Here is a 12503-nt window from a genome sequence, read left to right as displayed (position 1 = left end):
GCATTGCTTGGATCACTGCCCTGAAAGGGAATATCGGCGGGGTGAATATGAGCTTTAGGCCTGGTGCTGAAAGTATCTGCGCGCGTCGGCTTTTCGAGCGACACCTAAACAGGAAAATGCACGCGTCACCCGTCCAGTTGCATCTTGGCGTGTTCGGGGTAAGGTGGCGTTCTTTTTGTCGCCTCGGAGGTTTCATGTCGGGTGCCCGTTTGCTTCCCCTGCTGGTGGGCTGTGTGATGTTGTCGCCATTGGCGATCGATATCTACCTGCCGTCTCTGACGGTCATGGCGCGCGAGTTCGACGTCCCGTTCAGCCGACTCCAGTTCACCGTGACATTACTCTTGCTGAGCGTCGGCCTGGGACAGGTGCTAGTCGGCCCGCTGACCGATCGCTTCGGTCGTCGTCCGGTGCTGCTTTGCGGCACCGTGGTTTATATGGCGGGGGCGCTGCTGGGCATGCTAGCGACCAGTCTCGGGCCGCTTTACGTATCGCGTGTGCTGCAAGGCTTGGGGGCTTGCGCGAGCATGACGGTGGCCTTCGCCGCGGTGCGCGACTGCTTCACGGCTGAGCAAGGCGCGAAACTCTACAGTTATCTCAACGGGGCGCTGTGCATCATCCCTGCACTGGCACCCGTCATCGGCGGGAGCCTGGCGGTGACCTTCGGCTGGCGCAGCAATTTTGCGTTCATGTTCGTCTTCGCGGCGGTGCTGGGCGTGGCCGCTTTATGGCGCTTCGCGGAGACGCGGCCCCAGGACACGGTTCTCGAACGCCGACTTTATCATTGGGCCCGCTACCGACCGGTGCTGACCAGTGTTCGCTTTGTCTACTTCGCGGGGCTGGCCGGGGTGATCATGTCGGCGATCCTGGTATATGTGTCGACCGCGCCGGTCATATTGGTGGAACGGCTTGGGCTTTCGGAGCTGGCATTCAGTGGCTGGTTCGGCGCCAACGCAGTGGTCAACATCATGGCGTTTTTCTTCGCACCCCGCATCATTCACCGCCTCGGGCGTGTCGGGACTGTGCGTTTAGGGCTGGGGGTGATCATTGTCTCGGGCGTCTTGCAGGCGTTGATTGTCACCGTGTTGCCGTTGTCGGCAGTCGGCTTCATGGGGCCGATAGGCGTGCTCTCCGTAGGCTTTTCATTGGCGCTGGGTGCAACCTCGAGCCTAGCGCTGGAACCGTTTCGTGAGCGCGCCGGGACGGCGGCTGCTTTGCTGGGTGCCTTGCAGTTGGGCGGTGGTGCGTTGTTGGCTACGCTATTGCTGGCGATGCCGCTGTCGCCGCAGTGGGCCCTGGCATTGATCGGCGTTGTGTTGGTTTCACCATTGCTGTGGCTTTCCTGGCGAGTGGCGCCGACGGCATGAGTTTGTAAAGATACACAAGGCAAAGCGACGCGCCAGTCGGCAGACATCAAGGAGCAGCCATGTTCATCGTATCGCTGGAGTACGTGGTCGATCCGGACACGGTCGAGCCGTACCGAATGGCTCATATGGCATGGGTGCGGGAAGGCTTCGAGCGTGGCGTATTTATCGCGTCGGGACGTAAATCGCCACCGAGTGGTGGCATCATTCTGGCCAAAGCGGCTTCGCGGGAGCGTTTGACGGCCTGGCTTAATGAAGACCCATTTATCGTCGCCAGCGTGGCGCAATATCATGTCGAGGAATTTCTGCCGACGACGGTAGGCAATGGTTTCGAGGTGCTCAAGGGAATATGAGACCCGTTGGTGCAAAGTGCATATGGCAAGACGAGAGGCCTGTGTGTCTCAAGGAACGAGGATGATAAAGCGATGAGTGAAACACTCCAGCCTACCGCAACCGATGGGGACGCATGGCTGATTCTCAATGGTAAGTCCGCCCAACTTCCGGATATCCGTGAGGCGGTGGAACGCATTCGTGAAGAGGGCCACCCCCTGGCGGTGCGGGTGACCTGGGAAGCCGGTGACGGCGTGCGCTTGGCACGGGAAGCCAGCGAAGCGGGGATTAAACGTATCATCGCCGGCGGCGGTGACGGAACGGTCAACGAGGTCGTGGGCGGCTTGATGCAACTGACCCAGGGCATGCGGTCGACCCTGGGCATCCTCCCGCTAGGCAGTGCCAACGACTTTGCGCGTGGTCTGGAACTGCCATTGGACCCTTTTGAGGCACTGCGCGTGGCGTTGGAAGCGCGTCCCCACGATGTGGACGTGGGTAGCCTGGGAGGTGATTACTTCATCAACCTTGCCTCTGGCGGTTTCGGCGCCCAGATCACCAATTCGACGCCAGCCCCCCTCAAACGACTTTTGGGCGGTGGCGCCTATTCGTTGATGGGCATGCTCAAGGCCTGGAATTACCAACCTTACCGGGGCCGTTTGCGGCTCCCCGGTGGAGAGCGCAACATCCCCTTGTTCCTGCTCGCCCTGGGCAATGGCTCTCAAGCGGGAGGCGGTCAGCAGTTGGCCCCCCTGGCCAAGGTCGATGATGGCCTACTGGAACTGCTCATCGTGCGTCACTTCACCTCGCTCAGGGAGATGAAGCAGCTTATCGATGAGTTGGAAAACCTCCCCCAAAGCGGCGAGTTCGTCGAGTACTTGCAGGTGCCCTGGGTCGAATTCGAAGGTGAAGATGCCCTGCCGCTGAACCTCGATGGCGAGCCGTGTTTTCACGAGCGTTTTCGCGCCGAGTTGCTACCCGGGGCGCTTTCCTTGGCGGCACCTTCGTCTTCCGCACTGTACTCACACCAAAGCGATGAGGGCTGAAGCACGACAGGTTGGCTTGCGTGATCGTTTGCCCAGGAGCCTTCAAGGCGCTTACGCTTGAAATGATGGCGTGAGTACCCAACGTCAACGAGTGTAACGTGGTACATCAAGGTGAATGACAAAAGGATCGCCATGGACCCCTTCATGCAGGCAGCCATCGACGAAGCGCGCAAAGGGTATGACGCGGGTGGGGTTCCCATCGGCTCGGTGCTTGTGCATAAGGGCGTTATCATCGGGCGTGGGCACAACCAACGCCAGCAACGTGGCAGTGCCATCTTGCACGGTGAAATGGATGCCCTGGAAAACGCCGGCCGTTTGGCGGCGCATGTGTATCGTGAAGCGGTGCTTTATACCACACTGTCACCTTGCGCCATGTGTAGTGGCGCCATTTTGCTCTATGGCATCCCCAAGCTCGTGATTGGCGAAAACTCGACCTTTCAAGGGGAGGAAGCATTATTACGTCAACGTGGTGTCACGCTCACGGTATACGATGACCCTCAGTGCAAGGCGCTGATGGAACGGTTCATCGCCGAGCGGCCCGAGATTTGGTATGAAGATATTGGCGAGCCCGGCATGTAGGGCTTGCTAACGCTGTACCATGGGACCTGGATGGCCTCATGGACTTTTAGGAAAGTGCCGGCCCCCGGCAGAAATGAGCGACTCAAGGAGAGAAATGATGACGTATAAGCAATGGACGATGAGTGCGTTGGCATTGGTGATGTCACTTGGCCTAACGGCTTGCGATAGCGGTGACGACCCCGCTCAGGAAGCTTCAGACAGTAGCGAACAGGCGGCCGAAGAAACCCAGCAAGCCGCTGACGAGCCCGGCGATGAAATGTCCGAGATGAGCGATGAAGCCAGCGACGACATGGAAGAAATGGGTGACGACGTCGCTGATGAATCCTCCGACGCCATGAACGAAGCCGGCGAAGAGGTCGACGAAGCGCAAGACGCAACGGCAGACGCCGCCGACGAAGCTGGCGATGAAATGAGCGAAGCCGCCGATGAAACTGGCGATGCAATGGATAATGCCGCCGACGAAACGCAAGAGGAAGCCGACGAAGCGGCAGATGAAATGGACGAGGCTACCGACGAAAACGACAACAAGTCGTAATATCGGCTGATTCTGCCAGAGGATAGACACATGGCGTGCACGTCGCGCCATGTGTCCTTTGGTATAAGGAAAGTTAGTATAAGGAGCGTACGTCATGCATCGAATCTCGCGAGGCATTGCTTGTGCTACGTTGGCGCTAGGAGTGGCCTGGCCATTGGTGACGCTGGCTGCGGAAGATGACTCACGTGGCGGTGGCACCGGTGGAGAGCCTCCGGCCGAATCTCAGGAGGAAAACCAGGAATCGGCCAATCAGCCCGGCACGGAGCAAGGGAAAACGGAAGAGAGTAGTAACCAGGAGTCACAGTCTTCCCAGACCGATTCGTCGGAAGAGGCCGATATCGAGGCGCATCGCGAGTCGTTCAGCGAACGCACCTATGACGAGCACGACACACAGCCGTCCGAAGGAGATGACGACACGCCATGACATCAATACATGGCTCATGAGATGGAGGCGGACAATGCGTGTAGCGTATTCGTTACGTAGGTGTAGGAATAAATGATCTGGAAATAAAAGAGCCCACCGTCAGGTGGGCTCATGCGTTCGGAGTCCGGTGTCGGTCTCACGACCGCTGAGGCATCGGAATTACCCGACCACCTTGATGTTGGACGCCTGCAGGCCTTTCTTGCCCTGTGTGACTTCAAAGCTCACTTTTTGGCCATCCTGCAGGCTTTTGAAGCCTTCAGCCTGAATCTCGGAGAAGTGTGCGAACAGGTCGTCACCACCATCTTCCGGAGAGATGAAGCCGTAGCCTTTAGTGTCGTTAAACCACTTGACAGTGCCAGTTGCCATTTCGAATTCCTTAACTTGCGAAGTAATGATGCGGGCCGACCCATTGGCGACCATTGTACGTGGGTAAGACAAGGAGGGAATGCGCAAGGGCGATCGAGAATTCGATTAACAGCTGACGACATTCGACTTGCAAACCTACGCAGCGGAGAATGCATGACCCTGGGACAAGCGTCAAGCTTCTTGCCGAGGGGCTTTTCCGGGTACCATGCACCGCATATGCAACATAGATCGAAAATTCGGGGTCGTCCAGAACGCCAATGTGTGCGCCGTGAGTAAAGCGTGGCGCCTTGACCGAGGGCAATCATATTGCTGCCTGACGTCTGTCTAGCGAGCGCAGTCGCCTTGCCAGGCAAAAGCGTCACGGTGCGGCAGCAACCTTCGCGTGATGTGGGCGTTTGTCATGGGATATCGCACTGTGGAGATGGGTGCGGATCGAGCGAGTTTCATTTTGGAGGAGTTGTCACGTGACCCATACCGCCGTCGCTGCGAACGATACGCATAGCAAGGTCGTGGGCTATCTGTTGTGGGTGTTTGGCTTTACCGGCGCGCACCGCTTTTACTACGGCAAGCCCATCACCGGCACGATTTGGTTTTTCACGCTAGGTTTGCTGGGCATCGGCTGGTTGATCGACTTTTTCCTGATCCCGCTGATGGATCGTCAGGCAGACCTGCGTTTTCAGGCGGGGCCCACCAGCTACACCCTTGCCTGGATATTGCTGACCTTTTTGGGCGTCTTCGGCCTGCATCGCATGTACATGGGGAAGTGGCTGACCGGGTTGTTGTATCTCGTCACCGGCGGGTTGTTCTTGTTGGGTGTCCTCTACGATTTCTGGACGCTCAATGACCAGATCTCGATGAAGCATGCCAGGCGTGGCCTGTTTGGCTGATAGTATTTGGCCTTCCATTATTCAATGGCCTCATCAACGACCGTTCCCAAGGAGAAATCGCGCATGGAGTCGCGCATCAGTTTGACCCAGTTGCTGGAAACGCTCGACGATGCCAATGATGGCAAGACTATCCGTCTGCAAGATATCGTCGAGACGTTTCGCTCGCGGGGCTTCGGCCCTCTGATTACGCTGCCTGCATTGCTGGCATTCTTGCCCACTGGCGGCGTTCCCGGTGTGCCCACGTTATGTGCCGTGTTCATCATTTTGATGGCGGTGCAACAGCTTTTCGGGCGGCAATCTCCCTGGTTGCCGAAGAAGCTGCGTGAGCGGGGTATCAGCCATGACAAGCTGCATCGCACCGTCAAACGCGTCCGGCCCTGGACGCAACGTATCGACAAGCTGCTGGCACAACGCTTGGAGATATTGTTGCAGCCGGCCGCGCGCCGCCTCATCGCCGTACTGGTCATCGCATTGGCACTGGCCATGATCCCCTTGGAGTTGCTCCCCTTCGCGGCGGCGATGCCGGCGCTGGCGATTACGGTGATCGGTCTGGGCATGACGGCCGAGGATGGTCTGTTGCTATTGATCGGCGTGTTGATGACGGTAGGGCTTGCCGTGAGCGCCTTCTGGCTCTTGTAAACGCTCATTTCATGCCGTGCGGCCTCCTTGTCGCCTGGGTGGCTCGCGTTTTGGTTATCAGGAAACACCTATGTTCTTCGATGCTCAGTTTTGGCCGTTTCTAGTAGCGATTACACTGCTGACGCTAACGCCAGGCGTGGACACGCTGCTGGTCATTCGTAACACCTCGCGCGGGGGCGTACGCGATGGCATGTTGACCAGTTTGGCGATCTGCTCCGGTCTGTTCGTGCATGCCACCGTCTCGGCGCTTGGGATCTCGCTGATCCTGCTGCAATCGGCATGGGCCTTCAACGCGCTCAAGCTGCTTGGTGCGGGGTACCTGATCTGGCTCGGTCTAAGAAGTCTGGCCAGCGCTCGTCGCGGGAGTGGCCTGCCAGTAGCCGACGTCGGCGTTGAACGCCAACGGGTACCGGCCTGGATACCGCTGCGCGAGGGCTTCCTCTCCAATGTGCTCAATCCCAAGACGGTCGTTTTTTATATGGCGTTTCTGCCGCAGTTCATTGCGCCAGGTGACCCTGCGCTTGCCAAGTCCTTGTGGCTCGCAAGCGTGCATTTCGTGATCGCCAATATTTGGCAGATGGGCGTGGTGTTGATGGTGGGAAGTGCCACCAGATGGTTGGCCAAGCGCTGGGTGTCGCGCATGATGGAAGGGGCTACCGGCACGGTGCTGGTACTCTTCGGCGTCAAGCTGGCACTGGCTCAACGTCCCTGAGGAAGTCCGAACGTCTTGGTGATGCCGACGCCCTTGAGGGGCGTCGGCGCTAGCGTTTATGGATTGCGCGCCAGCAGCGTAGTGTCGTAGATACCTTCCCGTTCGGCCTGGGTCAGCAGTGCGACGCCTTGCGAATCGCCCTGTTTGGCGAGGCTCTCGAAGATGACCCGGTACGTCAGCACGGCTTGCACGTAGGCACGGGTTTCGCGATACGGAATGCTTTCCACGAAAAGGTCGAAATTACCGGAAGCCTCGCGAAGCCAACGGTCGACACGCCCGGGGCCAGCGTTGTAGGCCGCTGCGGCGGCGAGACGGTTGCCTCGATAGCGTTCCATCATGTCGCGAATGTAGGTGCTGCCCAACTGGATATTGGTGGTAGGCTCGAAGAGCTCGCCGAGGCTTGGTGCGTCGATATCCAGCTGGCGACTGACGTGTTTGGCGGTGCCGGGCATCAGTTGCATGAGTCCGCGTGCGCCGACCGGCGAGACCGCTTGGCGATTGAATGAACTCTCCCGCCGGGAAATCGCCATCAGCAGATAGGGATCGACGCCGTTGCGTTGCCCCCATTGAGTGAAGTCCGTTTGATACGCGGGGGGAAAGCGCCAGGCCAGGGCATCCCATTGCTCGGCCATGATCGCTCCGTGCACGGCTAAGTCGTACCAGCCCCGCTCGCGTGCGTAGGCGTTGAGTGCGGCGGCATCGGATGCACTGGCCTGGCCGATGGCGTGGAACCACTCGCTGCGCGCAAGACCGGGCTCGCCGATACGACGCAAGGCCTCGCTGCGCTGGACGCTGGGTCGCATGGCCGCCATTTCGCTCTGCAGTGGCGACACCTCGGGCATATCCATGTTCAAGGCATAGGGCTGGCCGATCTTGTCGGCAGCCGCGAAGGCAAAGAACCCGCGCTCCTGGGCGGCAAGTTGCCAAGCGGCTTGCGCGGACTCGGAGTCGCCGCGCTGATTGAGTGCGCGGCCCAGCCAGTATTGCCAATGTGCCTTCTGGCGGGTGGCGTCCGGCATCGCATCGATCCAGTCAATGACCTCGCCCCAATCTCGGTCGGCCAAGGCATTGCGTACTCGCAATTCGAACAGATCGCCATCGGCGAGACGGGGCAAGGCGTCGTCGGTCCAGCCAAGATTGTTGTCGACGTCGCGTACCATCGAATAGAACGCCAGATCGTGTTCGACGGTGTTGCGCTGCGTGTCGCTCAACGAGAGGTGGGGTCCGATTTTGCGCCAAGCCTCGAGCGCGGCTTCCGTGTCGGCGCGCGTGAAATTGTGCATGGCGGCGGTAAAGAGCGCGCCGCTGCCTTGCCCTTGGGGGCCGATATCGGTGGGGATCTCGGTAATGGCTGCATAGTTGCCGCGCAGGCGCTCGAGTGCATCGATACCGGCGTCCCAGTCATCGTCGAGCTGGTCTTCCAGGTAGTCGACGAGACGACTTTCGCCGCCTTGCCAGGCCAGCGTCAGCCGTGTCCAGATATCGCCCTCGTCGATATCGCCGCGTTCGCGCAAGGTGTCGAAAAGCCGGTCGCAGGCATCGGGTTGCGAATGTCCGACCTGCCATAGTTCACGTCCGCCTTGCGCGGCTTCTTGAGGTTGGCGATCGAGCAGGGCGGTGTAGTAATAACATTGCCGGATGGTGCCCGGGGGCTCGCCATCGCTAATGGCCAACAGGTCACCGAAGCGACCGTCGCGCCCAAATGTGGTCTGTGCTTGGCCGCGCATCCAGCTCGAAAGGGGCGAGTCGGCATGCCGCGTAATATAGTTTTGTATTTCCACTACCGGCGCGCTCGACAGATGCGCCTTGAGGCGGTGGTATTCCACGTAACCGGCCAGCACATGATCGTCGATGGCAGCGTCATCGATTCGTGACCAGCGATGATCGCGGGCTGCTGCGAGCGCGTCTTGCATGGCGCGATCCGCGGCGTCGAGCGTCTGAGTGTCGGATTGTGCCTGGACGTTGGTGGCCTGTAACGCAAGTCCTAGCGAGGCCACCGATAATAGCGTCAGCCAGCGTTGGCGAAGCCGCGGTGCGAGCATCTTCCATGTCTCCTTGCTTGCCTGGCGTTATGATGATGTGATCATCCTCGCTCAGGGGACACGCCTTGGGTAGTGTTGTCGAACGGCGACACCCTGCATAATGACGCCTGCAGGAACGCAATGCCAAGGAGGCATGCCATGAAGTTTATGCGAGGACTGGCGCTGTGGTCGCGGCTCAAGCAGCGCGGCGGGGCATTGATGCGCATCGCCCGCGCGCTACGTGTGTTCGTGCCCATGCTGGGCGATGTGACTGCCGGTCGCTATCGCCCTGTGCCGTGGGCGGCCTGCGGCTGGATGACGGCGGCGGTGGCCTACTTGATCATGCCATTCGATATCATTCCCGATTTCCTGATGCTCATCGGCGTGATCGATGACGTCTTCATCGTCGGCTGGTTGCTGACCCGCGTCGACCATTCGCTTGCGCCTTACCGCCGCTGGAAAGGCATCGACCCGCCCGACACCGCACCCTGAGGTTGAAGCCCTAGGCCATGGGAACACCTGGACCGGGCCGCAAGCGCTTGAAAAGTCACGCGCGGCCCCCATATCGATGCGCATGACGACATCTATCGTCACATTTTCACCGTTCAACATGCATCCGTTATGGCCACAGGGGAATTTCGACCATGACTACCGCCGCTCAAGCCGAAACAATGGGCTTCCAGACCGAAGTCAAACAGCTCTTGCAGCTGATGATCCACTCCCTGTATTCCAACCGGGAGATCTTCCTGCGCGAGCTGATTTCCAATGCCGCGGATGCCTGCGACAAGTTGCGCTACGAGGCGTTGGACAACGACGCGCTGTACGGCAATGACAGCGAGTTGCGCGTCGAGATCGAGCACAATGCCGAGGCGGGCACCGTCACCGTGCGTGACAATGGCATCGGTATGAGCCGCGACGAGGTCATCCAGAACCTGGGCACTATCGCACGCAGCGGCACGGCGGAATTCCTCCAGCAGCTCTCCGGCGAAAAGCAGAAAGATGCCAAGCTGATTGGCCAATTCGGTGTGGGCTTCTACTCCGGCTTCATCGTCTCCAACGAAATCACCGTGCGCACGCGCCGAGTCGATCAGGAACAGGGCGTGGAATGGCATTCACGTGGTGAAGGCGAGTTCGATATTGCGGATATCGACAAGCCCGAACGTGGCACCGAAATCGTGTTGCACTTGAAGGAAGATGCCCAAGAGTTCGCCGACGCTGAACGCCTCAAGCATCTCGTACGCACCTACTCCGATCACATCGAAGTCCCGGTACGTATGCCGAAGGTCGAGAAGGCCCAGGATGAAGAAGGCAACGAGATCGAGGGCAGCGAAACCGTCACTTGGGAAACCGTCAACGAGGCGACTGCCTTGTGGGTACGGCCCAAGGAAGAAATCAGCGATGATGAATACAAGGCTTTCTACAAGCACGTTGCGCACGATTTCAGCGATCCGCTGACCTGGAGCCACAACAAGGTCGAAGGCACGCTCGAATACACCAGCTTGCTTTACGTGCCGGGTCGCGCGCCGTTCGATCTCAATCAGCGCGAGGGCGTACGTGGGCTCAAGCTCTATGCGCAGCGCGTGTTCATCATGGACGACGCCGAACAGTTTCTGCCGCTGTACCTGCGTTTCATGAAGGGCGTGGTCGACTCCAAGGATCTGTCGCTCAACATCTCGCGTGAATTGCTGCAGAAAGATCCCCAGGTCGACAAGCTCAAGTCCGCGTTGACCAAGCGCTCGCTGGACATGCTCAAGAAGCTGGCTAAGGATGAGGACGCCTACCAGACGTTCTGGAATGCCTTCGGCAACGTGCTCAAGGAAGGGCCGGCGGAAGATTTTGCCAATCGTGACAAGATCGCCGAGCTGTTGCGCTTCTCTTCCACACAGACCGACAGCGCGACTCAGGATCAGTCGCTGGCCGGCTACGTGGAACGCATGAAGGAAGGCCAGCAGAAGATTTATTACCTGGTGGCCGATGGGTTCAATGCGGCAAGCCATAGCCCGCACTTGGAGATCTTCCGTAAGAAGGGCATCGAAGTACTCTTGCTGCATGACCGTATCGACGAGTGGCTGATGAGCCATCTCACCGAATACGACGGCAAGTCATTGGTCGATGTCGCCAAGGGTGACCTTGATCTAGACGAGATGGCTGACGAGGAAGAAAAGAAAGCGCAGGAAGAGACGGCCAAGGCCAAGGCGCCGCTGCTCGAGCGCGTCAAGGCAGCGTTGGGCGACGAGGTGCAGGAAGTGCGCGTGACGCACCGTTTGACCGATTCGCCGGCGTGTGTCGTGCTTTCCGAACACGACATGGGCTATCAGATGCGCCGCCTCATGGAAGCGGCCGGACAGCCGTTGCCGGAGGTCAAGCCGATCCTCGAGCTCAATCCCGAGCATGGGCTGGTGACACGTCTGGAAAGCGCCGACGATTCCCGGTTCGATGACCTCGCGCGGATCCTGCTCGATCAGGCGATCATCGCCGAAGGTGGGCATCTTGAGGATCCCGCCACCTATGTCCAGCGTCTCAACAAGCTCTTGAGCAGCTGAGTGGCGTTGGCGTTCGCTTACCGGGCCGGCCGCATAGGCCGGCCCGTTTCATTTGGATGCCAGCAATATTGACTCAACATGGACGTTCGTTATTGCTAGACTGATGTCTTCATGTTCAAGGAGTCGTCTCATGCCGATTCGACACGACTTGTTCTTCTCTCGGCGATGGCGTGGCGTTGTCGCGGCGGTATTGTTGGGGGCGCTTGGCGTGACGGTAACGCCGCCACCTCTGGACGCCCATGCTGCGTCTCCCTCGCGAGACGTGCGGACACTCGAAAGTAACGTCGATACGCCGGCTCTCGATCCCGTCGAGGAGATGCCGGACCTGCGCGAATATGCGGCCGGGCCCGAGCGCAAAACGGAGTTTCTCGAGTTGCTGGTGCCGCTGGTCGAAGCCGAAAACGCCAAGATCCAGGCCCAACGTGATTGGTTGATCGATGCGCGTGAGCGTCAGGACTCGCTGAGTGATGCCGAACGCTCGCATCTTCAACAGTTGTGCGATAGCTACCAGATCGAATGCGGCACTTCCAACACGTTCGAGTACCTTCTCTCCCGTGTCGATACCTTGCCGTTGGAAATGGTGGTCATCCAGGCCGTTGAAGAGTCGGGATGGGGGACATCGCGCTTTGCCCGCCAGGGCAATAACCTGTTCGGCTTGCGTTGCTTCAGTGAAGGCTGCGGCTTGGCACAGCGGGGTAGTGATCGCCATTACCAGCACTTCGATAGCGTCCAGGCGAGTATCGAAGCGTACCTGCATAACTTGAACACGCACCGTGCTTATCTCGCGATGCGTCAAGCGCGGGCCGCGCAGAATGAAAAAGGCGCGGCCGTCAGTGCCGAGTCATTGATTCGCACACTGGACAGCTATTCCGTGCGCGATAATTATTTCGACGTGTTGTTGGCGCTGCTGCGCACCAATGCTGAATTGATTCGTGAGCACAGTAGTAACGAGGCCGAAGACAGCCCGGCCTGAGGCGTTGCCTCCGCCGTTTTACGACGCCGCCTTCGGGCGGCGTTTTTGGTCGTCCGGCACGCTTTTATCGGTCGTTGCCGGACGTGTAAA

14 protein-coding genes are annotated in these 12503 nt (G+C 59.1%); 12 read left to right on the top strand and 2 right to left on the bottom strand.

Annotation, left to right across the window (positions count from 1 at the left end):
• Window positions 1–194 precede the first annotated feature (194 nt).
• The 6 genes from SR908_RS03230 to SR908_RS03205 all read left to right on the top strand — a co-directional run bounded on the left by SR908_RS03230 (window position 195) and on the right by SR908_RS03205 (window position 4272).
• Entirely contained in the window at window positions 195–1364 is a 1170-nt protein-coding gene (locus SR908_RS03230; RefSeq protein ID WP_097023937.1) for a multidrug effflux MFS transporter, read from the top strand.
• A 59-nt stretch (window positions 1365–1423) separates the two neighbouring features.
• Complete coding sequence (locus SR908_RS03225; protein WP_246920414.1) at window positions 1424–1714, top strand: YciI family protein; 291 nt, start codon at window positions 1424–1426, stop codon at window positions 1712–1714.
• Between the two features lie 72 nt (window positions 1715–1786).
• A complete protein-coding gene (yegS, locus tag SR908_RS03220) occupies window positions 1787–2734 on the top strand; it encodes a lipid kinase YegS (protein WP_246920417.1) in 948 nt (315 codons plus the stop codon).
• Window positions 2735–2866: 132 nt separating this feature from the next.
• The gene (locus tag SR908_RS03215; RefSeq protein WP_246920420.1) at window positions 2867–3313 is read left to right on the top strand and encodes a nucleoside deaminase; all 447 of its coding nucleotides are present in this window, start codon (window positions 2867–2869) and stop codon (window positions 3311–3313) included.
• A gap of 97 nt (window positions 3314–3410) precedes the next feature.
• The gene (locus SR908_RS03210; RefSeq protein ID WP_246920421.1) at window positions 3411–3848 is read left to right on the top strand and encodes a hypothetical protein; all 438 of its coding nucleotides are present in this window, start codon (window positions 3411–3413) and stop codon (window positions 3846–3848) included.
• A 94-nt stretch (window positions 3849–3942) separates the two neighbouring features.
• A complete protein-coding gene (locus tag SR908_RS03205) occupies window positions 3943–4272 on the top strand; it encodes a hypothetical protein (RefSeq protein WP_097023942.1) in 330 nt (109 codons plus the stop codon).
• A gap of 159 nt (window positions 4273–4431) precedes the next feature.
• Here SR908_RS03205 and SR908_RS03200 read toward each other — a convergent pair whose 3' ends face one another.
• On the bottom strand, window positions 4432–4638 hold the full coding sequence (locus SR908_RS03200) for a cold-shock protein (RefSeq protein ID WP_097023943.1): 207 nt from the start codon (window positions 4636–4638) through the stop codon (window positions 4432–4434).
• Window positions 4639–5102: 464 nt separating this feature from the next.
• Here SR908_RS03200 and SR908_RS03195 point away from each other — a divergent pair, with 464 nt between their 5' ends.
• The 3 genes from SR908_RS03195 (at window position 5103) to SR908_RS03185 (ending at window position 6876) form a co-directional block, all read left to right on the top strand.
• Window positions 5103–5525 (top strand): NINE protein, encoded by a 423-nt coding sequence (locus tag SR908_RS03195; RefSeq protein ID WP_097023944.1) that lies wholly within the window; start codon window positions 5103–5105, stop codon window positions 5523–5525.
• 63 nt (window positions 5526–5588) lie between these two features.
• Window positions 5589–6164 carry an exopolysaccharide biosynthesis protein gene (locus SR908_RS03190; RefSeq protein WP_246920422.1) on the top strand — a complete coding sequence of 192 codons (576 nt, stop codon included), beginning with the start codon at window positions 5589–5591 and terminating at the stop codon, window positions 6162–6164.
• Window positions 6165–6234: 70 nt separating this feature from the next.
• The gene (locus SR908_RS03185) at window positions 6235–6876 is read left to right on the top strand and encodes a LysE family translocator (protein ID WP_246920423.1); all 642 of its coding nucleotides are present in this window, start codon (window positions 6235–6237) and stop codon (window positions 6874–6876) included.
• A gap of 56 nt (window positions 6877–6932) precedes the next feature.
• Here the strand turns inward: SR908_RS03185 and SR908_RS03180 are convergent, their stop codons facing one another.
• Window positions 6933–8918 carry a transglycosylase SLT domain-containing protein gene (locus SR908_RS03180; protein WP_246920424.1) on the bottom strand — a complete coding sequence of 662 codons (1986 nt, stop codon included), beginning with the start codon at window positions 8916–8918 and terminating at the stop codon, window positions 6933–6935.
• A 138-nt stretch (window positions 8919–9056) separates the two neighbouring features.
• On the opposite strand from SR908_RS03180, the gene SR908_RS03175 reads away from it, so the two are divergent.
• The 3 genes from SR908_RS03175 (at window position 9057) to SR908_RS03165 (ending at window position 12413) form a co-directional block, all read left to right on the top strand.
• On the top strand, window positions 9057–9389 hold the full coding sequence (locus SR908_RS03175; protein ID WP_097023948.1) for a YkvA family protein: 333 nt from the start codon (window positions 9057–9059) through the stop codon (window positions 9387–9389).
• Window positions 9390–9541: 152 nt separating this feature from the next.
• Window positions 9542–11440 carry a molecular chaperone HtpG gene (htpG, locus tag SR908_RS03170; RefSeq protein WP_097023949.1) on the top strand — a complete coding sequence of 633 codons (1899 nt, stop codon included), beginning with the start codon at window positions 9542–9544 and terminating at the stop codon, window positions 11438–11440.
• Window positions 11441–11570: 130 nt separating this feature from the next.
• A complete protein-coding gene (locus tag SR908_RS03165) occupies window positions 11571–12413 on the top strand; it encodes a protein bax (protein WP_097023950.1) in 843 nt (280 codons plus the stop codon).
• Window positions 12414–12503: the final 90 nt, after the last annotated feature.

Source organism: Chromohalobacter canadensis (genome assembly GCF_034479555.1).
Classification (GTDB): domain Bacteria; phylum Pseudomonadota; class Gammaproteobacteria; order Pseudomonadales; family Halomonadaceae; genus Chromohalobacter; species Chromohalobacter canadensis.
The sequence above is the reverse complement of the archived record's forward strand: the minus strand, read 5'-3'. Positions and strand labels throughout refer to the sequence as shown.

What these genes read in the sequence shown, in the direction of transcription:
- SR908_RS03230 (WP_097023937.1), top strand. Translation starts at nt 195, where the DNA reads ATGTCGGGTGCCCGTTTGCTTCCCCTGCTGGTGGGCTGTGTGATGTTG.
- SR908_RS03225 (WP_246920414.1), top strand. Translation starts at nt 1,424, where the DNA reads ATGTTCATCGTATCGCTGGAGTACGTGGTCGATCCGGACACGGTCGAG.
- yegS (WP_246920417.1), top strand. Translation starts at nt 1,787, where the DNA reads ATGAGTGAAACACTCCAGCCTACCGCAACCGATGGGGACGCATGGCTG.
- SR908_RS03215 (WP_246920420.1), top strand. Translation starts at nt 2,867, where the DNA reads ATGGACCCCTTCATGCAGGCAGCCATCGACGAAGCGCGCAAAGGGTAT.
- SR908_RS03210 (WP_246920421.1), top strand. Translation starts at nt 3,411, where the DNA reads ATGACGTATAAGCAATGGACGATGAGTGCGTTGGCATTGGTGATGTCA.
- SR908_RS03205 (WP_097023942.1), top strand. Translation starts at nt 3,943, where the DNA reads ATGCATCGAATCTCGCGAGGCATTGCTTGTGCTACGTTGGCGCTAGGA.
- SR908_RS03200 (WP_097023943.1), bottom strand. Translation starts at nt 4,638, where the DNA reads ATGGCAACTGGCACTGTCAAGTGGTTTAACGACACTAAAGGCTACGGC.
- SR908_RS03190 (WP_246920422.1), top strand. Translation starts at nt 5,589, where the DNA reads ATGGAGTCGCGCATCAGTTTGACCCAGTTGCTGGAAACGCTCGACGAT.
- SR908_RS03185 (WP_246920423.1), top strand. Translation starts at nt 6,235, where the DNA reads ATGTTCTTCGATGCTCAGTTTTGGCCGTTTCTAGTAGCGATTACACTG.
- SR908_RS03180 (WP_246920424.1), bottom strand. Translation starts at nt 8,918, where the DNA reads ATGCTCGCACCGCGGCTTCGCCAACGCTGGCTGACGCTATTATCGGTG.
- SR908_RS03175 (WP_097023948.1), top strand. Translation starts at nt 9,057, where the DNA reads ATGAAGTTTATGCGAGGACTGGCGCTGTGGTCGCGGCTCAAGCAGCGC.
- htpG (WP_097023949.1), top strand. Translation starts at nt 9,542, where the DNA reads ATGACTACCGCCGCTCAAGCCGAAACAATGGGCTTCCAGACCGAAGTC.
- SR908_RS03165 (WP_097023950.1), top strand. Translation starts at nt 11,571, where the DNA reads ATGCCGATTCGACACGACTTGTTCTTCTCTCGGCGATGGCGTGGCGTT.